A 20,954-nucleotide genomic window follows, 5' to 3' on the forward strand; every position below is an offset into this window, starting at 1 on the left:
CGCCGATCTCCCCCCAAGTGGGGGAGATGTCCGGCAGGACAGAGGGGGCGCGAAGGAACGCCACATTAGCCGGATCGGCGGGATTCTTTTTGAATTCCATTTGACTGAATAAATATTCGGTGCGAACCTCTTGTCTCCCAGGGGCGCAAGACATGGCACTGCGAGGGACCAATCAGGAGTTTGGGCGGCCTTACAACAGGCGTATCGTCCTTGAATCCATCCGCCTTCACGGTCCGATCGCCCGCGGCGACATTGCCAAGCGGGTCGGGCTCACTGTTCAAACCGTCTCGACCATCGTTCGCGAGCTGGAAGAACACGGCTACGTCCTGTCGATGCGCGAAGAGCCGCGGGGGCGCGGGCTGCCTCCGGCGACCCTGCGGATCAACCCGGAGGGCGGCTATGCCGTCGGCATCCACGTCACCCCGCTGGGTATCAATGCGGCGCTGATCAATTTGAGCGGAGACGTGATCGAGAGCGCCTACCGCGAGGCCGCCAACGCAACGCCCGACCATGCCTTCGATCTGATCGGCGCCATGGTGCTTGAATTGACCGGGCTGCGGCCGGGCGGCCGCGTTCTCGGCATCGGCATGGCGCTGCCCGGCCCTTTCGGCGTGGAAACGATGAGCTTTATCGGCCCGACGACGATGACCGGCTGGAAGGACGTGGCGCTTCGGGAACGGCTGGAGGCCTCGACCGGGCTGCCCGCGTTTTTTGAGACCGACATGGCGGCCGCGGCAATGGGCGAGCGCCTGTATGGCCTCGGGACGGGATATTCCGAATACTACTATCTTTATTTCGGTGTCGGTCTTGGCGGCGTCATGGTCCATGACGGAAGTGCGTTGCGCGGCGCCTGGGGAAATGCCGGCGAAATCGGACACATCCCTGTCGTGCCGGGTGGCGAGCCGTGCCCTTGCGGCAATCGCGGCTGCCTCGAACGATACCTCTCGCTCGAGGCGCTGCGGCGCCGGAACATCAGCGACGCCGATTGGGTCAGCGAAGTCGGGCCGATCTTCCGCAACGCCATCACCATCGTCGAGAACCTGTTCGATCCCGAAACCATCATCCTGGGCGGACTGGCGTCCACCGATCTGCTTGAACGGCTGGCCGGTTCGGTTGCCAAGCTTGCCGACTCGATCTCGGCGCGAAACGACCGCACGGCGCCGCGTGTCACCGTCGCACGCGGCGGCCAGCATGCGGTGCTACGCGGGGCCGCAGCACTTGCCGTCTCAGGCGTGCTTTCGCCACGCTTCGGCCAGATATTCACCGCCGAGCGCGAACGCGGGCGAGATATACTGCAAGGCAAGGGGATCGCGGCATGAGCGGAACTCAGCCTGGCATGAGCGAACCCCTGCTGGTGCTCGACAACGTCACCAAGAATTTTGGCGCGATCGAAGCGCTCAAGGGCATCAGCTTCTCGATCGGCAAGGGCGAGGTGGTGGCGCTTCTGGGCGACAATGGCGCCGGCAAATCGACACTGGTCAAGATCATCGCCGGCGGCCTGGAGCCGACCTCCGGCCGCATGCTGTTCGAGGGCAAGGAATTTCTCGCCAAATCTCCCGCCGAGGCCAAGGCAGCTGGGATCGAGACCGTCTACCAGGACCTCTCGCTTTGCACCAATGTCGACGTGGTGGCCAATTTCTTCATGGGCCGCGAGATCACCAGGAAATTTCTTGGCGTTGCCGTGCTCGACGAACCCGCCATGGAGCAGGTGGTCGAAAAGGCGCTGGCCAGCGCCGGCACGCGCATCCCTTCGCTCAGGACCAATGTCGAGCACCTCTCGGGCGGCCAGCGGCAGGCCATAGAGCTCAATCGGTTCGTGCATTTTGGCGGCAAGCTCGTGCTTCTCGACGAGCCGTTCGCAGCACTCGGTGTCGAGCAGACGCGGCGCGGCCTCGACATGATCCGCCAGGTGGCGAGGCAAGGCATCGGCGTCGTCATCATCACCCATATCATGCAGCAGGCCTTTCAGGTCGCCGACCGGATCGTGGTGATCCGGCAAGGCGTCGTGGCCGGCGATGTCGCGCGCAACAAGACAAGTCCCGACGCGGTGATCGACATGATCACCGGAGAGACGCTCGCCGGTGCCGGACCGGCAGGCTGAGGGACAAATCCGGCGCAAGAGGAGCGAACGACATGAAGAAGATACTTCTTTCCGTCTTCGGTATCCTGGCACTGGCCTTTGCCACGCTCACGCCGGCATTCGCCCAGTCCAAGGGCACCGTCTACTATCTGGTGCCGACATTGCTCGACGAATTCCAGACCGGCTCGGTGAGCGCTCTGGAGATGTTCCTGAAGCAGGTCGGCTACGAGATGAAGACGCTGAACGCCGATAACAAGACCGACGCTCAGCAATCGCAGATGAACGACGTCATTGCGCTCAAGCCGTCGGCGATCATTCTTGCCGCCGTCGATTTCAATGCGTTGAAGCCGTCCATCGAGGCCGCCCGCGCCGCCGGCATCCCGGTTGTCGAGTTCGATCGCCAGATCACCTCGACACCATCCGATTTCACCTCGGTGGCGGGAACGGTCGAGATCGGCCAGATTGCCGCCGACCAGGCCGAAAAACTCTTGAAGGCGAAGCACGGATCGGTGAAAGGCAAGATCCTCCAGGTGCTTGGCGATCCTGGCGACCCCTACACGCTCGACATCCAGAAGGGTTTCGAGGAGAAGATGAAGGCGTTCCCGGACGTCAAGATCATCTCGGTTCCGGCCATGCAATGGGCGGCGGATGCAGCCGGGACCATCGTCAACGACCAGATGCTCGCCAACCCTGATATCGACCTGATCTTCAGCCATGCGGCACACCTCTCGGTCGCCGCCGTCGCCTCGCTCGAGGCCGCCGGCAAGAAGCCGGGCGACGTCATGCTGATGAGCTCGAACGGTGCGCCGGTCGGCCTCGACCTGATCCGCAAGGGCTGGCTCAACGTCGAAGTCGAGCAGCCGCTGTACGCTCAGGCCGCCGCCGTCGCCATGTTCATGGACAAGGTCGTCAACAAGCAGGAGATCAAGCCGGGCGAATACGACGTGCTCGGCCTGAAATCGACCGTGACCATTGAAGCCTGGGGACCGAATATCAAGATCCCCGGCGCTGCGATCACCAAGGAAAACGTCGACAACCCGGCCTTCTGGGGCAATCTGAAGCCGCCCTCGGGCACCGTGAAGCCGGTCGAATAGCAAAGTCGCCTCGGGCTTCGGGCCACGTTGGCCCGGAGCTCAATCGGCGCGGTTCGAACGGACGCGCAAGGCAGGCTGCAGCAATTTTCAATCCGCGCATGATCCTTTCCGAGGATCGGTGCGCCAGCCGGATCAACACATGAATCCCCGCACGCGCCACGCCCTCGAGTTCGTCCTCGACAACCTCGTCTGGTTCATGCTGGTCTTCGTGCTGGTGGTCTTCTCCATCTCCATTCCGAACTATTTCCAGCTCGGCATCTTCGCCAACATCATCGAGGCGTCGAGCGTGCTTGGCGTCATGTCGATCGGCCTGGCGCTGGTCATCATCACCGGTCACATGGACCTGTCGGTCGAATCCGTGGCGGCGCTCAGTGCGATGGCGGTCGGCATCCTGTTCTGCTCGGCGGGTATCGGCCTTGGCGTTCAATTGCACCCGGAATGGCTGATGGTTCCGGTGTCGCTGCTGATCGCCCTTGCTGTCGGCGGCATCATCGGCGCCATCAACGGCTACCTGGTCGTCAAGGTTAAGATGAGTGCCTTCATCATCACGCTGGCGTCCTACATCTGGGTGCGCGGCCTCGTGCTGGTCATTTCCGGCGGCCGCTCGGCACAGGACCTCGCGCCGGCAATCCGCTGGTTCGGCATTCAGCGCCTGCTTGGCCTGCCGCTCACCGCCTGGATCGCGATTGCGTGTTTCGTGGTCTTCTCGCTGATCATGGCCAAGACCCCCTTCGGCAGGCACCTGATCATGATCGGCGGCAACGAGACCGCGACCTTCCGCGCCGGCATCCGCGTCAACCGCAACCTCGTCATCGCCTTCGTTCTCGCTGGCGCCATCGCCGGCCTTGCCGGCTGGCTGCTGGCGATCCGCACCTCCGGCGCCACCGCCAACCTCGGCGTCGGCCTGCTGTTCAACGCCTTCGCCGCCGTCGTCATCGGCGGCGTCAGCCTGAAGGGCGGCGTCGGCACCCTGCCCGGCGTCTATGCCGGCGTGCTGCTGCTGTCGGCGATCAACACGGCGATCAACCTCATGGGTCTGCCGGCCAACTTCACCCAGGTGATCCACGGCCTGCTGGTGCTTGCCGCCGTGCTGCTCGACGCGTTCAAGCAAACCATCCGGCAAAGACTGGCATAAGAGGGGGGCTGGCATGACCGGGCGTCTCGAAAACAAGGTCGCGCTGATCGTCGGCAGCGCCCGCGGCATCGGCAAGGGCATCGCGCAGCGCTTTGCCGAAGAGGGCGCCAAGCTGGTCCTGGCCGATACCGAGGTCGAGGCCGGGCAAGCGGCCGCGGACGAAGTCGGCGCTGCCTTCATCCGCACCGACATCTCGCAGCTGGCCGATGCCGAGGCCGCTGTTGCGCTGGCGCTCGAACATCACGGCCGTCTCGACATCATGGTCCAGAATGCCGGCATCTATCCCTGGCAACTGCTGGAAAACACCAGCCCGGAGGACTGGGACCGTGTCATGGCGGTCAATTTGCGCGGCAGCTTCAATGCCGCCCGTGCCGCGCTCGTTCAGATGAAGGCGCAGCACTTTGGCCGCATGCTGTTCACCTCCTCCATCACCGGCCCGCACGTCACCAGCCCCGGTCACGGCCACTATTCGGCGACCAAGGCCGGCATCAACGGCCTGATCCGTTCGGCCGCCCTCGAATTCTCGGCCTATGGCATCAACGTCAACGGCGTCGAGCCCGGCAATATCCTCACCGAAGCCATCCAGCTGCATCGCGGCGCCGCCTATATCAAGAACATGGAGGACTCCATCCCGCTCGGCCGCCTCGGCAGCCCGCGCGACGTGGCCAATGCCTTCCTGTTCCTGGCCTCGGACGACGCCAGCTATATCACCGGCACCACCATCATCGTCGACGGCGGGCAGCTGCTGCCCGAAGGCAAGGATTTCCGGCTGCTTCCGCCATGATCCTCGATTTCGTTTTTTTCCCCACCGCGACTGGCTTCGCGCCGGAAGTTGCAGGCTGAGGCTTCGCCGGACGTGCGGCGGCAAGGCCGCGCCCGAAAAAACTGGATTCGCCGCCCAATACTTCAACATCGGTTTACCCGAAGTTGGTAAACAGCAACGGCGCTCGTTTTCATGGTCAAGCAAAGGGCCTGCCTTGCCGCAACGTTACAACTCTCCTTTCGACCACCACCGGAGCGAGTGCAACTGTAGATTGCGCAGCTGGGGACAGCTGCCGTTCGCCGGAACGGCCGATAGGGAGCCAGGCCTTGCCAGTGTCCGGAAACGCGGGGACTCCGGTGCCGGGAGCCGGGCTTGAGCGTCATTCGCGCCCTGGAAGGTGCCGATCTTCCGGCAGTCGCAGGCATGTTCCAACGCGTGCTGCGCAAAAAGCGGACCGAAGCGCCGGCCTCGCTCATTGACTATTTGAGACGGTTTTATCTGGAGGCGCCGGGTTGCGGAGGCGATCTGCGGTCGCTTGTCCATGTCAACGACGCCGGCCGCGTCTCCGGGTTTGTCGGCGTTCACGTGTTGCCGATGCAGTTCAACGGCCGGCAATTACGCGCCGCCATCTGCGGTTCGCTCATGGTCGAGGATCATGAGCGCGACCCGATGGCCGGCGCCCGCTTGTTGAAGGCTTATCTGGATGGTCCGCAGGATATCTCCTTCAGCGAGACCGCCAATGATATTTCCACAAAATTGTGGACCCGGCTGCGCGGCGTTGTCCTGCCGCAATACAGTCTCGACTGGGTGCGCGTGATGCGGCCGTCGAGCTTTGTGCTCAGCCTTTCCGCCAATCGCATCAAGCTTGCCCGAATGCTCAATCCGTTTGCCCGTGCCCTCGACCGATTTTATTGCAGGCGAATGAAGTCCGGCGAACGACGCTGGTCCGGCGTGGCGGCGGACGGGGCAGGTCATGGGGCTTTTCGGACATCCCAAATCGACAGCGACGCATTTGCCAGGCTCGTCGAACCGTTGACCGCCCAGTTCGCCCTGCGCCCGAGTTGGGCGAAAGGCCAGCTTGATCATATGCTGACCGATGCGGCACAAAGGCCGGACCTGGGCGAGCTTGTCTACGTTTCCGTGGCATCGCCGGTCGGCACCAATGTCGGCGCATTCGCCTATCACGCACGGGCGGGTGGAATCGGTCGCGTGCTGCAGATCCTCGCCCTCCCCGGCCAGGCAGGTTCCGTCATCGACTGCCTGATCGATGATGCTGCCATACGCGGCGTCAGCGGCCTGCGCGGACGCATTCAACCTGCACTTTTGGAAGCAATGCTTGGGCGACGCATGGCTTTCCTGACCGTTGCCTCGACCGTGGTGCATTCACGTGACCCAGAGCTTTTGAATGCCATGAAGAATTCGCAAGCTTTCCTGAACGGTCTTGCGGGCGAGCAGTGGAGCCGGCTGATCGGCGGCCGCTTCACCTGAAGCATTCAGCCGTGCGGGAGCGAAGTTGTTGGCTGATCATTGGAGGCCTTTGCCTTCGCTCAGCTGTCAGGAGCTTCTTGACTATGCCAGGCGGTCACGAACGCCCTGCGATGTGTTCGACAAGGCGAGATGCTTCCTCGGCGATCGCCAAGATGGTGCCTGACTTACGTGTGGAGGCGAAGTCCAGCCCTGCGAAGTAAAGGCCTGGCAGGGCGGCCACGCCATCCACGTGAACAGGCTGTCCCGCGCTGTCGAGCGCACCGGGAAGCCTCATCCAACTGAAATCGCCCTTAAAGCCCGTGCACCACACCACGCTCGTAACGCCGGAGCGGGAGAGATCGAGCGAACCGATCGTCGGGTTCGGCTGACGCATCGCGACCGTCTCCGCCGGGTCGGGCTCCGCAACGGGTGCATCGATCCCCATGCGGCTGATATAGTCGTCGACATGGCGCCTGACATTTTCGGAGGCTTCATCCGCAAAGCGGACATTCGCTTCGAGATCGTCGGCAAACGAGAGGCTGCCGCCATCCTCGATGCCGGTGAGATGCCCCAGCAGCACGACACCCTGGGCGCTCAGCGCCTGAAGGCTTATCGTATGCGTCGACCCGAGCACACCACGCGGCGGGATGCGTCCCGCAACTCGAATGACTTCCTCCCGGCGTACGTCGAGAAACCCGCTTTCGAGCACCCAGACCATGATGTCGCGACCCCGGTAGCGCCGTGGAAGCCGTCCGACACGACTGGTCGCAAGGAAGACCGCTCGACCTGCGTCCGCCAATTCCTCCGCGATCTGGGCACCAGATTGGCCGCTTCCGACCACCAGCACCGCTCCATCTGGCAGATCGGCAGCGCTGCGGTAGCCGGAAGCGTCGATCTGGCGGAGAGCGGGCGACAACGCGGCGGCCCAGACCGGGCGCACCGGACAATTCAGGCTGCCGCTTGCGACGATCACATTGCGCGCCCAACGCGTGGCGTGTGAGGTGGTCAGCCGATAGGCGCCATTCTCGTGCGTGAGTTCGCTTACCGCGGTATCCGCTTCGATCGGCAGCGCGTTGCGCCCGGCGAAATCCTCAAGGAGAGTGACGAACTGATCGCGCGTCAGGGCACCATCCGGATCGGGACCGTCATAGCAATCGCCCGGCATGACGGTCTGCACGTTGGGAGTATTCATCCGAAACAGATCCCATCGCTGTGTGCGCCAGGTCTCTCCTATGCGGCCCCGCTCCAATACGCTGTGGCGCAGGCCGCGTCGCGCCAGCCAATAGCTGACACCCAGGCCGGCCCAGCCGGCCCCGATGACGACAGCATCGAGAACATCGCCGCCATCGGTCATTTTCTGCGGTGATCTCATAATCGCCCCCCGGCAATCTCGCCGCGCAGCATTAAGCCTTGTCCACGGTAACTAGTCCAGCACCGCCTATTCCGTCCGACTGGCCAAACGCATTCCGGTTCGCCAGCCTCTCGCCAGAGCGCGAGGCGAACCCGAGAACCTCCAATGTAGTTTCATCGAGAAACTCCCTTTGCTCCGTCCAGGGAAAGCCGATCACAGATCAAGACGGACAGGGCAATGTGGCGGAACATCGGTCACCCTGAAGCGCTCGCCGTGGCTAGTGGTGAAAATCTGACGCTTGGTACCCGATGCGGAATACCTGTTCCGACCCGAAGACGACCTTGGCGCGCCGGGTCATGAATGGCAGCCCTACGCCCGCAACTGCCCTTTCCGACCCCCGCGCCGGATCCCGATATCTGCCACGCGGGCCCTTGCAGTTGTTGTCCGGCTGTTTGCGCATGTCACATGTCAATAGCCACAGCCGCGTGACCGCGATTCTGGTTCATTGAGGTCGAACCGTCCGGAAGAAACGCCCTCTCCGAATCGTTCATCCGCGCGCCCTTAACGAAATAATTGACAGTCCAACCAAAACGGCGCTCCGTGGTTCGACGGGGATGGATCTTGGCACTCTTTAGTTGATACCGGCCTTCGCCGTCACGATAGGGAGGATGCAATGCCGACAGTCATTGGCCACCATAACATCACAAAGGGAGCGAAGCACTGGCTCGACTCGCCGAAGCGCAAAGAGCTTTTTGGTCCGCTCGGCGTGACCAACATACGAACATTTGTAGATCCACAAAATCCGACTCGGGTGGCCGTTCTTATGGACGTTCCGGACATGGACGCCATGATGAAAGCTATGCAGAGCAAGGAAGCCGCGGATGCGATGGCCTTCGATGGAGTGGTGCCAGAGTCCTTGGTGATCCTGGTCGAATCGTAAGGGTGATTGCTCCGCTGGCAAGGGTAGAAGGGTTTGGTCAGCGATTGTCTCGCGGTTCCGGTCATTCTGGAAAGCGCCCATTATTGGCGTAGAGCCCGCTGGCCACTGGCTTCAAGTGCGGGCCCTGCGCGCGAGAGCGCCGACGTTGGTCTCGGTCGCGCCAAGATCAGCCGCTACAGCTTGCGCAACCTAATGCCGGCTCAAGTCCGCAAAGCAACTATTCCGCGCGTTCACGCTGGACTTCCGCTTGCCACCCTGAGCGGACTTACGACTCCGGTACCAAGCGTCAGACTTTGACCACTAGGTTGGAGAGCCAGGTCAGGTATCGACTTCCTCGACCTCATTGACAAGTTGCGGGCGCAGGTGCAGGTAGCGCGTCGCCTTGCGCTTGGCGGCGATGTCGGCCCAGACGCGTTCCACCTGCGAGGCGTCCAGTCCCGCCGCCTGCCCCACCATGTCAGCCGCCACGCCGTTGTTGAGGCCGCAAAGGCAAAGATCCATGCGGTCATAGGGAAGCGAGAAGTAGAACTCCTCCTGCGTCTGCGCCAGCGAGTAGGTATCGGTGGTCGGCGGCCGGTTGCGGATTTCCTCGGGAACGCCGAGATAGGCCGCCAGCGCATAGACCTGCGTCTTGTAGAGGTGGGCGATCGGTTTGACATCCGCCGCGCCGTCACCGTTCTTGACGAAGAAACCCTGATCGAATTCCAGCCGGTTGGGCGTTCCAAGAACGGCGAAGTTCAGGCGGTCGGCATGATAATATTCGATCTGCTTGCGGGTGCGCTGCTTCATGTTGGTGGCGGCGACGATACCGAGATAGACCGGCAGCGGCATTCTCAGTTTGGTCTGCTTGCCCCCGGGGTCCTGGACCACCAGCGACGAAATATTGTAGCCCTCATGCTCGAGGGCGTTTGCAATCACGATCTTCGAGGCCCAGCCTTCGCCGTAGTCCGGGACCAATTCGCGGATGAAGGCGTCGCGACGCTGATAGCAGCCCATGGCGCGCAGGGTCGGCCCGATATCCTCCACAATAGAATCGACACCGAAAGTGTCGGCGACAAGGCGGCCGAGCCGCAGACTTTCCGGATCGGAATCGTTTTCCGGCATGAAGAGGCAGAGTACATTCTGTGGCCCGACGGCTCGCGCCGCCAACGCCACCGAAACGCTCGAATCGATCCCGCCGGAAAGACCGAGCACGAGGCCGCGCTTGCGAATGCCGCGCAACTGCTGGCGCAACGCCGTCACGATCCTGTCCGTTTCGGCGCCGGGGTCGATCGCCAGAGCCTGCGCCAGAAAGGTCTGCGCGCCATCGCCGGGGCGAACACTCATTGCGCGGCCTCCATTATCTCCGACGCAAGCCGGCGGCTGACCTTGCCCGTATCCGTCTTCGGCAATTCCAAAGGGAATTCGATGATTTTGGGGACCATGAAATCCTCGAGGTGACGGGCGCAGTGGCGCATGACGTCTTTTTCGCTGAGCGTCGGGTCCGAGCGTATGACGAGCGCGCCGATTGCATGCCCGAGCACCGGATCCGGCACACCGACGACAACGGCTTCGGCGATGCCGGGATGGGCGTGAAGCACGGCTTCCACTTCCTTCGGCGCCACCTTCTCTCCCCGCGTCTTTATGATGTCGTCCTTGCGGCCGACGAAATAAAGAAAGCCGTCCTCATCGGTCCTGAACAGGTCACCGGTGTAAAGGACCTTCTCCCAAGGGTTCGGGCCCGGTCGCAGCGCTCGCTCGGTCGCAGCTTCGTTGCGCCAATAACCCTGCATGACGTGCGGTCCGCGAATGACCAGCTCGCCCGCCACACCAGGTGGCACGCGCTGCCCGTTGTCGTCGACGACAAACGCGTCGGTGTTCGGAATGGCTATGCCGACCGATCCCGGCCGGCGGTCGAGCTCCTCGGGCGGCAGGTAGGTGCAGCGCTTGCATTCCGTCAGGCCATACATCGAATAGAGCCTGACGCCGGGAAAAAGGCAGCGCAGACGTTCGATATGGGCCGGCGGCAAGGCCGCCGCCGTGTTGGAAATATAGCTGACGCTAGGCAGGAAGCCCGGCTCCAGGTCACGCATCTGCAGGATCATCGCTGCCATCGTCGGCACCAGCGGAAGACCGGTGACGCCCTCCTCGCGGATACGTTCGAAGATCGCCTGAGGAAAGGCAAAGGATTTTTCGAGCACGAGCGTGGCGCCGAGCCTGACGGCCATCAGCAATTGATAAAGGCCATAGTCGAAGGCGAGCGGAAGCACATTCAGAATGATGTCGTCGGAGGTGTTGCGCAGATAGGTGGTGATGGAGTCCGTTGCCGCGTCGCAATTGCGGTGCGCCATCATCACGCCCTTGGGCCGGCCGGTTGAGCCCGACGTGTAGATCAACATCGCCAGATCGAAGTCGATGCCACGGTGGTCGACCTCCCCGCCTTCAAGCGTCAAACAGTCGACCAGGGATGTGGCCCCCACCGGGCATTGGCCATCGGCGCCGACGGTCGAAGCCACGAAGATGCCGGTGTTGCCGCCGCAGGCCTCGGCGACCACGGGCATCAGTTTTGCCTGGGTGAGGATCGCCGCAGCGTCGCAATCGGCAAGGATGTAGGCAAGCTTGTCGGCCTTGGTGGATGGGTTGACCGGGATGAAGGTCGCCCCTGCCTTGAGCACGGCGAAAATCGAAACCGCGGCCTCCCAGCAATTGTCCATGAAAACGACGACCCGGTCGTTGCGCCCGACGCCGTTTGCGAAAAGGGCAGCGGCAAGGCGGCTCGAGAGATCGTCCAGTTCTTCGTAGCTCAGCCTTTTATGGCTGGTGATCAATGCCGTCTTGGCAGGTTGGGCAGCGGCATTCGCGGCCAAAAAATGTTCGATCCGCACGGAACGCTCCTCGCCGATCGGGCCTAGACTGCCGGCGCTTTCGCCTTGATGAAGGACGAAATACGGTCGACCGAATCCAGGTTGGCCGGCACAATGTCGGAATCGACCATCGCTATGCCGAAGATATCCTCGATGAACGCCACGAGTTCGACCACGGCGGTCGAGTCGATGATGTCGTTCTCGATCAGCGAGGCTGTATCTGCAAGTTCGTAAGACGTGTCGCCGAACAAGAAGTTGTCGACGATAAAGGCTCTGACCTTGTCCTTGATTGTTATCATCATTTTTTCCTTCCCTGGATTTCTCAGGCCGCTCGTGCCGCACTGGTTTTTTGGCCGGTGAAATTCTTCTGCCACAGTTGCGTCGACAAAATGCCGACGAAGGCAGCGTTGTCGCGAAACCCGGACGCTGGCTGCGTGCGGCATTTCTCATGAAGGCTGGCCACCGCCTTGGCGTTGAACAGTCCGCCGCCAGCGATGCTCGCTTCACTCAGCAAATCGCTGACATAGTCCAGTTCGCCGGCTCCGACGAAGGAGCGGGCTTCCGGCGCTCGGTAGGGCTGCTTGGCACGCCCCCCGATCGCGCTGGGAAGCAGATGCCCCGCCACTTTGCGCAATATGTGCTTTTCGACCAATCCCTTCAGCTTCATGTCAGGCGGAAGTCTTGCGGCAAATTCCACCAGGCGATGGTCGAGATAGGGAAACCGTCCTTCGATACCATGCGCCATGGCCATCCGATCGCCTTGGCTGGAGAGGATGTAACCCGGCAGCAGGAAGCGGGTTTCCAGATATTGCGCCTGATGCAGCGGGTGCCACATGGGAAAAGCCTGGGGCAACCGGCTGACCAGTTCCTCGGCCGCATCATAGCCCTTCAACGTCGCGCGCAGGTCACCGGAAAAGAAAATCTTCGCCGCCGCCGTGGTCTTGAAGCGCGGCCGATGCGAGAACAGCGGATCGTCGAGGGCAGTGTTGCCGGCGCCGAAGAACGCCGCCAAATACTCCACGGACTGCTGCTGCAGACCCGGCAGATAGGGATAAAGCCTGCGGAACAGCTGCGGCCTGATGCGCGATGCCGGCTGCCGCCCGCAGAACCGACGCACACGCGCTTCCCTGAAGATATCGTAGCCGGCAAAAACCTCGTCGGCGCCCTCGCCGGTCAGCACCACTTTCAGGCCGGCCTGGCGAACGAGGCCGGACAGCTGATAGAGCGGGGCCGGGGCGGTGCGGATGATCGGCCGCTCGGCAAAGCGGATGACTTCGGGGAAGACGCCGGCGATATCGCCGGCCTGGCAGGCAATGGTTCGATGCCGAGCGCCAAGCGCTGAAGCCATCTCGGTCTGGAAGACGCTTTCGTCGTGCTCGGCGCTGTCGAACGTCACCGAAAATGTCTGCAGCTGGAGAGGGGTCATGCCGGCGGCAAGCGCCGAAACAAGAGATGAATCGAGCCCGCCCGAAAGATAAGAACCGACCGGCACGTCAGCGCGCATGCGAAGCCTCACCGCATCGGTCAAAAGCGCCTGCAGTTCCTCGGCCGCAACGTCCTCGTTGGTGAGCTTCGACGGCGCGTCGCGATGCGGATAGTCGAGGTGCCAATAGCGTTTGACCGTGACTTGCCCCGGCGTCGCGATCATCATGCTCGCCGGCTCCAGCTCATGGATGTTGCGGAAAGCCGTGCGGGGAGCAATCGGCGCCCACAGCGTAAAGATCTGGTCGAGTGCAATCGGATCGATTTCGGCCGAGATGCCGGGCACTTTCAGCAGGGCCTTGATCTCCGACGCGAAGTAAAGCACGCCGTCCCTGTTCGTGTAGAACAGCGGCCGCACACCCATCCGGTCTCGGGCAAGCACCATGCGCCGGCGCCTGTCATCCCATATCGCCAAGGCGAAATCGCCGTTCAGAAGCGACAGGCAGTCTTCGCCCATCTCGTCAAAGAGATGCAGGATGACCTCGGTGTCGCTCGACGTGCGGAAGCGCCGGCCCTTGGCGATCAGCCCTTCGCGCAGTTCCAGGTAGTTGAAAATCTCGCCGTTGAACGCAATCGTCAAATTGCCTGACACGTCGGACATCGGCTGCTGGCCATCACCGATGCCGATCACCGACAGCCGCGCATGGCCGAGCCCGGCGTCGGCTGCTACAAATTTCCCTTGCTCATCCGGCCCGCGATGGGCGATCGCAGCTATCATCCGCGCAAGCAAAGCTTCCGCATCCCGGATCGAACCGAAATAGCCCCCGAATCCGCACATTGGTATGACTCATATATCGGTGAGATACGGACCATAAGCTCGATAGCTGGCTCAAGCGTTAACCGGATAATTTCGGCGAACACGTGGTTAAGAAAGAGTTAAATCAACAATGGCGCTTTTTAAGATGTCTATCTTACTGGGACGGAAGTATATTGAAAGCCAAGTGCAACTCTTGTTCGAGTTGCGGAAACGCGGCCGGTTCAGTGGTTCCGTCACAGATCGCTTGTTCGGCTCGACGGATTTGCAACCCCGAGCCGCCCCACTCCGCTGATGGCCCCGGTATGGCCCGAAGCTGATCAAAGAGGTCGACGATTTCGCAGAGATTCTGCGATATCCGTCGCGTGATGGCGCGCGCAGAGAAGACCTACTTCTCGATCAATCTGCCGTCCGACCTTACCCACATTCCGTCGCTAAGATATGTATCCTCGCCACTGTCATCTATCACAAACTCTTCGTACAGCGCTTTCATGTCTCTAAGAGCTAGGACCGCAACATCTTCAAAGCCCATGCGGTCAAGCGCTGTGGTGGCTATGTGGATCAAGTGTTGTGCATCCAAGAACACTGGAGTTTCAACGTATAGCCGCCCTGCGTGGTCCTCTTTCGTCACGATCTCCATATCGAAGTCACCGAACACCTGCACCGTACTAGAAATCAGAAACTTCTGGTTTTCGAACGCTCGGTACCCTCCGGCATCCTCTGAAGCGGTCGCGGTCATGAGTCGAGCCCCATACTGATCGACGATGATACGGTAGAAAACATATGGATTAGAGCAAATCCGATACTCTTTTTGGGTCCGAGAGAGTTTGTTTGAGGGTTCGATGATCGGCATTCTTGTCCTGCCAGATACTTCACGTCTAAATGTAATACGATTCTTGTCTATGTTTTTCTTTGGGGGCCTGCATCATGATCTCGATCACATCCGCATCGTGGAGTGCAGGCATAGACAAAGCGGTATTGCGCGCAAGAATCGACCAATCCCAACTATCCTCAAAGCGCTCGAGCAATTCGAGTGACCACGGCAAGCCCTTGGTCGAAGAAAGGCTTCCCCACTTCCAACGCTCCTCATAGCGCCCGAGCAGTGTCAGTTGTTGGCGTGACCGGCAACTTGACGTCTAGCAAACAAGGTAAGCTAGATCCGAAACGAGTGGTTTACAAACAGGAATTCGCCTGACCTCTTTACAGTGAGCTGCCCAATTATCCCGAAGACTTCGCGAACTAGTTCGACTACTGCCTCATCCGACCTGTCCTCGATATCTGACAGCCGAAAAACCACTGACTCGCCGCGAATTCCTTCCCAGAACCATTTTTCCATACGGGCAGGCAGTCCGCCAGCCATATCGTACGACACCTGGTTTAAATCGGTGCCCTCTTCAATAGGCAGTTTTGCAAAAAGAGGTAATAAATCGTCGCGGTTCATCGGTTATTATGTGACAGAAATTCTATGAAGTTGGAGAATTTACGAAGGTCATTAATTTCTTCTCGGCTAATCCCTTGTGGATTGAAGTGCATCACCTTATTCCGGATCTGATTCACCATCTTTAGGTGAATGCAGAACGTCTCACGGTCAATGTCAACCCCAAGTTTATCCCAACGGTCTGCGCTCTCGATCAAACCCACATATTCTCCAAAACTTAACTCCGATGCCAATTTTTTTGGCCTCGCTACACCGGGATGCACGACCGAAGCGAAGTCGTCCACCGAATATTTTTCGGCTATCAATTCTCGTAAATGGTTCTCGATATTAGCGATCAGTAGAAATGGTCCGGTCAGCGTCAGAAACTCGTTGCTGATATCGCTCGCTGTCACAATACCGGTAACGCGCCTGTCCTTCGGATCGCGCACCACGAGATAACCATCTCGGACAATTCTTGGAATCGCGTCGAACAGATGCGTATTCCCGTTGGCATACTTTACCTCCCGGTCCATATAATCGCGGACGCAATCTCCATCGATCTTTCCGCCCCCTTTCCCCCAAGCGATGGCTTCCCAACTTATCACCCCTTTTAGCTCTCGTACTGACGTCATAACGGGCAGTTGGGAATAGCCTTTAAGCTTCATAAGGGTGACTGCCTTGCGCAGTGGGTCATCCGGAGAAACGGATTCCACGCCCTCGTTCGCTTTTTTCAATTGGGAAAGGACAAACTTGTCCAATGAACTGAGCGCACCGTCTATGCCATAGGCCCGAAAAGACGCTTTGTCAGACGCGCCGTTGTCAGGTCTTGTGATCTCTTGACGATTCCGCATGTCACCCCTCACTCTGAGCAGTTTGGAGATCTGGGCAGAAGACGTCAATCGGCAACGCTGGCGCTGTCGCTGAGCTGCGGTCGCCGTACGGCGATCGCGTTGTGATCGCCAGTCCGAAGCAGGTCCGCGTGATGGCGAATGCGAAGGTGAAGACCGACGCGATCGATGCGACCGTCCTGGGAACGCTCTCTGCATGAGGCTTTCTTCCGGAAGTCTGGGTGTGCCTGACCGGGAGACCCTCGCGCTGCACCGGCAGGTGACCAGGCGGAAACAACTGGTGCGTCAACGTTCTCGGCTGAAGAACCTGACAAGTCGGAGCCCCCGACCTCTGACCTGGGCATAATACATATGATATGTGTCGCCTTGCCACCCTACGCGGCCGAAATCGGCGAAGAGAGCCGCGCCGTCTCGAACCTCGTTTCACCGAACGAGAAGTCGCCAAAACGCGGTTTGATGAGTTGCTATTCGGTTGCTGCCAAATGGTAGCTAACACAAATCGAAAAAACATCCACGAGTTTAATAAATAAAATCATATGCTTTTATGGTGGGCGATGACGGGCTCGAACCGCCGACATCTTCGGTGTAAACGAAGCGCTCTACCAACTGAGCTAATCGCCCGCTCCGGGGCGGACCTTTAAGCAGTTAGGACCGGGTTCGCAAGGCCAAATGAGCGCGCAACGCCCTCGCCGCTGGTCGTTTTCGGCGACAAAATCCGGCTTGTCAAAAAACCTTCTCCTGTTTGCTGTTATGCTGTCGCGCTCCGCTTGACACCCGGTGGCTTACGCCTTATCCACCGCCCCAACGACGAACACGGCTGACCGTGCTCGTCTTGCGCGGGTGTAGCTCAGTTGGTTAGAGTGCCGGCCTGTCACGCCGGAGGTCGCGGGTTCGAGCCCCGTCACTCGCGCCATTTTTCAATGACTTAGTCGTTGGGGATGGCCAAAAAGTCTGAATGCCGGACCGGCAATTCAGACTTTTCTCCCTATTTGTTCCCGCGAATGACCTTCCGGCCCACGCGTCGAGCGTCGTCTGCGCGCCGGACCATCTCGACTTGTACAGGGACATAGGTCTGTTCCAGCTTCTTCGTTTCGGAAAGGGAATTGGCGAGTTTCGCCGAGAGCGCCGTCCCCTCCACTCCCCCTGCAACTGCTTCCGTGCTGCTGGATCGCCGGAAGTCGATCATCATCCTGGTGTCGCCCGGGAAGACAACTTTGCGGACGTCCCGGAAATCCTCCGAGAATGAACTCTTCCGGTAGGCGGCGCCACGACGAGTTCGGAAGATCTTCATGCTGCTGATCGGTTCGGCGTCGCCGAACTGCTGCTTCAGGTACCATTTGAACAGCCGCTCCGACCGGCGCGAGAGCGTCAGCACGCCGTCCCGCCCGGTCTTCCCCCGAACGATATCGAACCACACTCCCTTGCTGTCCTCACGCCGCTGCTGCCGGGCCGCGATAGCCCTCGCGCAGCGCGCCTTTGACCAGCCTTCTAAAAAGTTCGCCTCGCTTATCAACGCGGCTTCCAGATCGTGATGGCAGCACTGTGCTTGCAGCCTTCGAGAACCACGTCGAGGCGTTCAAATTCGTCCGCGGCCGCAGCGCCCGTGTCTGGTTGGAGTGGAGCAGAACCGCGATCGGCGGGCAATCTGTACCGTACGATTTGCCGCCAGCTTCCTGCAATCTTCCGTCGGCCGTATCTCGAAGAACCAGTGGGGTTCCCTCTCAGGGACTTGGTCCTGGTCCATCTCGACCTCTGATCCGCGCTTCCGCCGTCATGGCGGGCAGCGCGGAACGGCCCACACGAAAGAGCAAGCGGTGTTCGAGTTCGAACGGGAGTTCACGCGCTTCATCGCCGAAACTGAAAAATTCCGGCGCTGATAGACGCTCGGTGATTCTAGAACCATTCGGTATTTGTTTTCGAGCAAAGCGAATTTTCGCCTGTGTTTTACAGGCGAGTCACTAGAATTAGGTGGAAAGGGCCAGCTTGCCCAAGCTGATGAAATGCTGCGACTACTGGAAAATAGCAAAAAGAGGTAAACAGTACCGTCGAGCTTGCGAGGGGAAAGTTTGCGTACTGAATCGATGTCTAATCGCACCAAGCTCGCAGAGGCTGCGCTCGGGGTAGTTGCCGGCGTCGGTATTGCATTGCTGTTTTTTGTCTGGGCTGTGCCGGAATTTCGTTATCCACCCCTCAGTCAGGTGCGCCCTCAGCGACAGCAGGCGCCCGCAATTCAGCCCCCAATCCGGCAGAAGACTGACCCCATCGAAGCACCGTGCCAAGCAGGCGTGGATGATCGTAGTTCCGACCTATGTGCTCAATGGAAGGCTGCCGATGCAGCGCAGGAATCTGCGAAATGGACGATGTGGGGCGTTAGTGTAGGCGCACTCACTTTGCTGGCCGCTGTAGGTGCGGCTTGGTTCGCCGGCGCCGCGGCCAATTATACTCGAAAAGGGGTCGCCGAGGCCAAGCGAAGCGCTGACGCCGCAATGGTAGCCGTCAAAATCGCCCGAAGGGGTAACGCTGACACCATCAAGGTGGCTAAGGACGCCAACTCTCTCGCCGTCCGTCAGTTTGAATCGCGTTATAAGCCATGGCTCAGCGTAAGAGTTGGCGGTCCCTATGTTGATCAATCAGCGGGCGGCGACGCGTTGAGACAATTCGAGGAGAACGAGGCCGGAAGGCAGATCAATTTCAAGATTGTCGTTCAGGTAAAAAACATTGGGGAGATGCCGGCGAATATCGTCGCGTTCAATATTGGGACGCATGATCACGCAGACCTAGGAGTATGGAGCTCACAATCCCAATCGGAAGGGTGGTATGAACTCAACAAAGACGAGTTTATTTTTCTGGTAGACCGCGGCAGAAGGATCACAGCGGAGTCTCGCCCGGAACTGTCCGAAATCTATTGCGGCATGTTCCGTCTGACCTCCGAAAATAGGCAGACGTTTTTCGACGGATTTCCGGCTATCGTGGGAACAATCGACTATCTCGACCCGCTCGGGAAAAGATGGCGGCTTGGCTTTTCTTTTCGTCCTACGGCCGCGTGGTCTGCCGATTGGGTACGTTGGGGAGAAGGGGAGTACAACTATGATATATTGGTTGGCTAAAGCTACCAGTGCGAGCTAGGCGACTTAGGAGCCGACTAGCCTGCCCATTTTAATTTAAAGAGATCGCCCACCCATCAACACGATCGGCCCGACCCGCGCGGCGATCCAGATTGGTCAGACGGTATCACCGGGGAACCGGGTCATGACGCCTTAGTCGTTCAAAGTTTCTCGGTTTGTCCACACCCGCTTGAAATCTGTGGAAAACTCTGAAGTCTCTGTTCTAAAAGGGCTTCCATTTGGCCTGTCACGCCGGAGGTCGCGGGTTCGAGCCCCGTCACTCGCGCCATTCTTTTTGAATGGCTCAAGTCCTTTCGTACAAAAGTTTCAACTTTCAGTTTCCTGAGAGTTTCAACTTTTTGTACCTTTTTGTACTCGGTGCGTCACAAGCCGGCCATATGCGTTTGAGCATTGGATTTTCCCGAACCCGGTTCCCACTTTCGGGTCCGATGCTCTAACGGAGAAGAAGCCTTGGATGCCCTGAAATCGCTCATCGAATCGCGCCGCTTCGACCTCGCGATCATGGTCCTGATCCTGATCAACGCCGTCACGCTCGGCCTCGAAACCTCGCCCGACGCGATTGCTGCTTTTGGCCCGCTTCTAACGGCCATCGACCGCGCGATCCTCGGCGTCTTCGTGGCCGAACTCGCGATCCGGCTGGTCGTCTACAGGACGCATTTCTTCCGCGATCCATGGCGCATCTTCGACCTCTTCGTCGTCGGTTTCGCGCTGATACCCGCGACCGGCTCGCTCTCGGTGCTGCGGGCGCTGCGCATCCTGCGGGTGCTGCGCCTGATCAGCATCGTGCCGTCGCTGCGCCGTGTCGTCACCGGCTTCATCACCGCCTTGCCCGGCATGGGCTCGATCATGCTGCTGCTCGGGTTGGTGTTCTACGTCTTTGCGGTGATGGCGACGAAGCTCTACGGCTCGTCCTTTCCCGAACTGTTCGGCGGCATACCAAAATCGCTGTTCACGCTTTTCCAGGTCATGACCCTCGAGGGCTGGTCGGACGGCGTGGTGCGCCCGGTCATGGAGGTCTATCCGGCCGCCTGGCTGTTCTTCATCCCGTTCATCATCGCGACCTCGTTCACCGTGCTCAATCTGTTCATCGGCGTGATCGTTTCGGCGATGGAGGCCGAGCATGAAGCGGTGGAATCGGCCGACAGGGCGACGCTGCACAGCGATCAGGCCATGATCCTGGCGGAGCTGCAGGCGCTGCGGGCGGAGGTCCGCGAATTGTCCGGCGTTCGCGGCTAGATCGCCTCCGCGAGCATTGCAAAACATTCCTATCCGTTGGCGGCATCTGATGGTGTGGTGTCGTGAAAGAGCCCGCCGCTCCATTTGCGAAGCGGCGGGGCCCCCCGATTCCCCCCCCCGATTGCCACGTCAAGGTTGCCCCCGGCATTGCTGACCGTGCAATTGCGGCGCCAGACCCAGTGGCCCATTACGGGACACCTATGCCAAAGACGCAAGATAGGTTTGCCGATTCATATTAACTGTGGCTAATATGTCACCGTGGCCGGAATGGACTAAGTAGAGAGCGCCGGCGAGGCTGCGCGGCCGACGCGGCGCAGACCCTGGGATCCATTCCGTTACCTCAGAGTGTCACGACGGCGCAGAACCTTTGATCTCGGCGGGACAGCGCCCCCCTCTGTCCTGCCGGACATCTCCCCCAC

Annotated in this window: 19 protein-coding genes, 2 tRNA genes and 1 pseudogene; 12 read left to right on the forward strand and 10 right to left on the reverse strand. The window is 60.1% G+C overall.

What is annotated here, in order from left to right; genetic code table 11:
• Window positions 1-152 precede the first annotated feature (152 nt).
• From BQ8794_RS00615 to BQ8794_RS00640, 6 genes are all read left to right on the forward strand, one after another.
• Window positions 153-1,319 (forward strand): ROK family transcriptional regulator, encoded by a 1,167-nt coding sequence (locus BQ8794_RS00615; RefSeq protein WP_077371626.1) that lies wholly within the window; start codon window positions 153-155, stop codon window positions 1,317-1,319.
• A gap of 17 nt (window positions 1,320-1,336) precedes the next feature.
• Window positions 1,337-2,101 (forward strand): ATP-binding cassette domain-containing protein, encoded by a 765-nt coding sequence (locus tag BQ8794_RS00620; protein WP_077371629.1) that lies wholly within the window; start codon window positions 1,337-1,339, stop codon window positions 2,099-2,101.
• 32 nt (window positions 2,102-2,133) lie between these two features.
• Window positions 2,134-3,174: a sugar ABC transporter substrate-binding protein gene (locus BQ8794_RS00625; protein ID WP_077371631.1), complete on the forward strand. Its 1,041-nt coding sequence runs from the start codon at window positions 2,134-2,136 to the stop codon at window positions 3,172-3,174.
• Window positions 3,175-3,313: 139 nt separating this feature from the next.
• Window positions 3,314-4,309 carry an ABC transporter permease gene (locus BQ8794_RS00630; RefSeq protein ID WP_077371634.1) on the forward strand — a complete coding sequence of 332 codons (996 nt, stop codon included), beginning with the start codon at window positions 3,314-3,316 and terminating at the stop codon, window positions 4,307-4,309.
• Window positions 4,310-4,322: 13 nt separating this feature from the next.
• A complete protein-coding gene (locus tag BQ8794_RS00635; RefSeq protein WP_077371637.1) occupies window positions 4,323-5,093 on the forward strand; it encodes an SDR family NAD(P)-dependent oxidoreductase in 771 nt (256 codons plus the stop codon).
• Between the two features lie 351 nt (window positions 5,094-5,444).
• The gene (locus BQ8794_RS00640; protein ID WP_077371640.1) at window positions 5,445-6,560 is read left to right on the forward strand and encodes a hypothetical protein; all 1,116 of its coding nucleotides are present in this window, start codon (window positions 5,445-5,447) and stop codon (window positions 6,558-6,560) included.
• Between the two features lie 94 nt (window positions 6,561-6,654).
• Here the strand turns inward: BQ8794_RS00640 and BQ8794_RS00645 are convergent, their stop codons facing one another.
• Window positions 6,655-7,893: a flavin-containing monooxygenase gene (locus BQ8794_RS00645; protein ID WP_077371643.1), complete on the reverse strand. Its 1,239-nt coding sequence runs from the start codon at window positions 7,891-7,893 to the stop codon at window positions 6,655-6,657.
• A gap of 670 nt (window positions 7,894-8,563) precedes the next feature.
• Between BQ8794_RS00645 and BQ8794_RS00650 the strand changes: the two genes are divergently transcribed.
• Window positions 8,564-8,830 (forward strand): hypothetical protein, encoded by a 267-nt coding sequence (locus BQ8794_RS00650; protein WP_023680946.1) that lies wholly within the window; start codon window positions 8,564-8,566, stop codon window positions 8,828-8,830.
• Between the two features lie 318 nt (window positions 8,831-9,148).
• On the opposite strand, the gene nadE is transcribed toward BQ8794_RS00650, so the two are convergent.
• The 7 genes from nadE to BQ8794_RS00685 form a co-directional block, all read right to left on the reverse strand.
• Entirely contained in the window at window positions 9,149-10,156 is a 1,008-nt protein-coding gene (nadE, locus tag BQ8794_RS00655; protein ID WP_077371646.1) for an NAD(+) synthase, read from the reverse strand.
• Entirely contained in the window at window positions 10,153-11,694 is a 1,542-nt protein-coding gene (locus BQ8794_RS00660; RefSeq protein WP_077371649.1) for a class I adenylate-forming enzyme family protein, read from the reverse strand. The genes nadE and BQ8794_RS00660 overlap by 4 nt, the downstream gene beginning before the upstream one ends.
• A 23-nt stretch (window positions 11,695-11,717) precedes the next feature.
• The gene (locus BQ8794_RS00665) at window positions 11,718-11,975 is read right to left on the reverse strand and encodes an acyl carrier protein (RefSeq protein WP_077371652.1); all 258 of its coding nucleotides are present in this window, start codon (window positions 11,973-11,975) and stop codon (window positions 11,718-11,720) included.
• A 20-nt stretch (window positions 11,976-11,995) separates the two neighbouring features.
• On the reverse strand, window positions 11,996-13,933 hold the full coding sequence (gene asnB / locus BQ8794_RS00670) for an asparagine synthase (glutamine-hydrolyzing) (protein ID WP_077371655.1): 1,938 nt from the start codon (window positions 13,931-13,933) through the stop codon (window positions 11,996-11,998).
• Window positions 13,934-14,297: 364 nt separating this feature from the next.
• On the reverse strand, window positions 14,298-14,762 hold the full coding sequence (locus BQ8794_RS00675) for a hypothetical protein (protein WP_077371658.1): 465 nt from the start codon (window positions 14,760-14,762) through the stop codon (window positions 14,298-14,300).
• Between the two features lie 300 nt (window positions 14,763-15,062).
• The gene (locus tag BQ8794_RS00680) at window positions 15,063-15,350 is read right to left on the reverse strand and encodes a hypothetical protein (RefSeq protein WP_077371661.1); all 288 of its coding nucleotides are present in this window, start codon (window positions 15,348-15,350) and stop codon (window positions 15,063-15,065) included.
• Window positions 15,347-16,177 carry a CBS domain-containing anti-phage protein gene (locus BQ8794_RS00685; protein WP_077371664.1) on the reverse strand — a complete coding sequence of 277 codons (831 nt, stop codon included), beginning with the start codon at window positions 16,175-16,177 and terminating at the stop codon, window positions 15,347-15,349. Before BQ8794_RS00685 ends, BQ8794_RS00680 begins: the two co-directional genes overlap by 4 nt.
• 50 nt (window positions 16,178-16,227) lie before the next feature.
• Between BQ8794_RS00685 and BQ8794_RS36165 the strand changes: the two are divergent.
• Window positions 16,228-16,484: pseudogene (locus tag BQ8794_RS36165) on the forward strand (IS110 family transposase); the annotation flags it as partial.
• 235 nt (window positions 16,485-16,719) lie between these two features.
• Here BQ8794_RS36165 and BQ8794_RS00690 read toward each other — a convergent pair.
• Window positions 16,720-16,795, reverse strand: a tRNA-Val gene (locus tag BQ8794_RS00690).
• Between the two features lie 215 nt (window positions 16,796-17,010).
• Here BQ8794_RS00690 and BQ8794_RS00695 point away from each other — a divergent pair.
• Window positions 17,011-17,087 (forward strand) — tRNA-Asp (locus tag BQ8794_RS00695).
• A gap of 72 nt (window positions 17,088-17,159) precedes the next feature.
• Here BQ8794_RS00695 and BQ8794_RS00700 read toward each other — a convergent pair.
• Complete coding sequence (locus tag BQ8794_RS00700) at window positions 17,160-17,687, reverse strand: hypothetical protein (protein WP_077371667.1); 528 nt, start codon at window positions 17,685-17,687, stop codon at window positions 17,160-17,162.
• A gap of 103 nt (window positions 17,688-17,790) precedes the next feature.
• Between BQ8794_RS00700 and BQ8794_RS34280 the strand changes: the two genes are divergently transcribed.
• The 3 genes from BQ8794_RS34280 (at window position 17,791) to BQ8794_RS00710 (ending at window position 20,535) form a co-directional block, all read left to right on the forward strand.
• Window positions 17,791-18,051 carry a hypothetical protein gene (locus BQ8794_RS34280; RefSeq protein WP_143744413.1) on the forward strand — a complete coding sequence of 87 codons (261 nt, stop codon included), beginning with the start codon at window positions 17,791-17,793 and terminating at the stop codon, window positions 18,049-18,051.
• Window positions 18,052-18,240: 189 nt separating this feature from the next.
• Window positions 18,241-19,281: a hypothetical protein gene (locus BQ8794_RS00705; RefSeq protein ID WP_143744414.1), complete on the forward strand. Its 1,041-nt coding sequence runs from the start codon at window positions 18,241-18,243 to the stop codon at window positions 19,279-19,281.
• Window positions 19,282-19,749: 468 nt separating this feature from the next.
• Window positions 19,750-20,535 (forward strand): ion transporter, encoded by a 786-nt coding sequence (locus BQ8794_RS00710; protein ID WP_077371673.1) that lies wholly within the window; start codon window positions 19,750-19,752, stop codon window positions 20,533-20,535.
• Window positions 20,536-20,954: the final 419 nt, after the last annotated feature.

It is taken from the genome of Mesorhizobium prunaredense, from assembly GCF_900156895.1.
GTDB classification, from domain to species: domain Bacteria; phylum Pseudomonadota; class Alphaproteobacteria; order Rhizobiales; family Rhizobiaceae; genus Mesorhizobium; species Mesorhizobium prunaredense.

Coding starts and splice junctions, on each gene's coding strand:
- BQ8794_RS00615 (WP_077371626.1), top strand. CDS start 153: ATGGCACTGCGAGGGACCAATCAGGAGTTTGGGCGGCCTTACAACAGG.
- BQ8794_RS00620 (WP_077371629.1), top strand. CDS start 1,337: ATGAGCGAACCCCTGCTGGTGCTCGACAACGTCACCAAGAATTTTGGC.
- BQ8794_RS00625 (WP_077371631.1), top strand. CDS start 2,134: ATGAAGAAGATACTTCTTTCCGTCTTCGGTATCCTGGCACTGGCCTTT.
- BQ8794_RS00630 (WP_077371634.1), top strand. CDS start 3,314: ATGAATCCCCGCACGCGCCACGCCCTCGAGTTCGTCCTCGACAACCTC.
- BQ8794_RS00635 (WP_077371637.1), top strand. CDS start 4,323: ATGACCGGGCGTCTCGAAAACAAGGTCGCGCTGATCGTCGGCAGCGCC.
- BQ8794_RS00645 (WP_077371643.1), bottom strand. CDS start 7,893: ATGACCGATGGCGGCGATGTTCTCGATGCTGTCGTCATCGGGGCCGGC.
- BQ8794_RS00650 (WP_023680946.1), top strand. CDS start 8,564: ATGCCGACAGTCATTGGCCACCATAACATCACAAAGGGAGCGAAGCAC.
- nadE (WP_077371646.1), bottom strand. CDS start 10,156: ATGAGTGTTCGCCCCGGCGATGGCGCGCAGACCTTTCTGGCGCAGGCT.
- BQ8794_RS00665 (WP_077371652.1), bottom strand. CDS start 11,975: ATGATGATAACAATCAAGGACAAGGTCAGAGCCTTTATCGTCGACAAC.
- asnB (WP_077371655.1), bottom strand. CDS start 13,933: ATGTGCGGATTCGGGGGCTATTTCGGTTCGATCCGGGATGCGGAAGCT.
- BQ8794_RS00675 (WP_077371658.1), bottom strand. CDS start 14,762: ATGCCGATCATCGAACCCTCAAACAAACTCTCTCGGACCCAAAAAGAG.
- BQ8794_RS00680 (WP_077371661.1), bottom strand. CDS start 15,350: ATGAACCGCGACGATTTATTACCTCTTTTTGCAAAACTGCCTATTGAA.
- BQ8794_RS00685 (WP_077371664.1), bottom strand. CDS start 16,177: ATGCGGAATCGTCAAGAGATCACAAGACCTGACAACGGCGCGTCTGAC.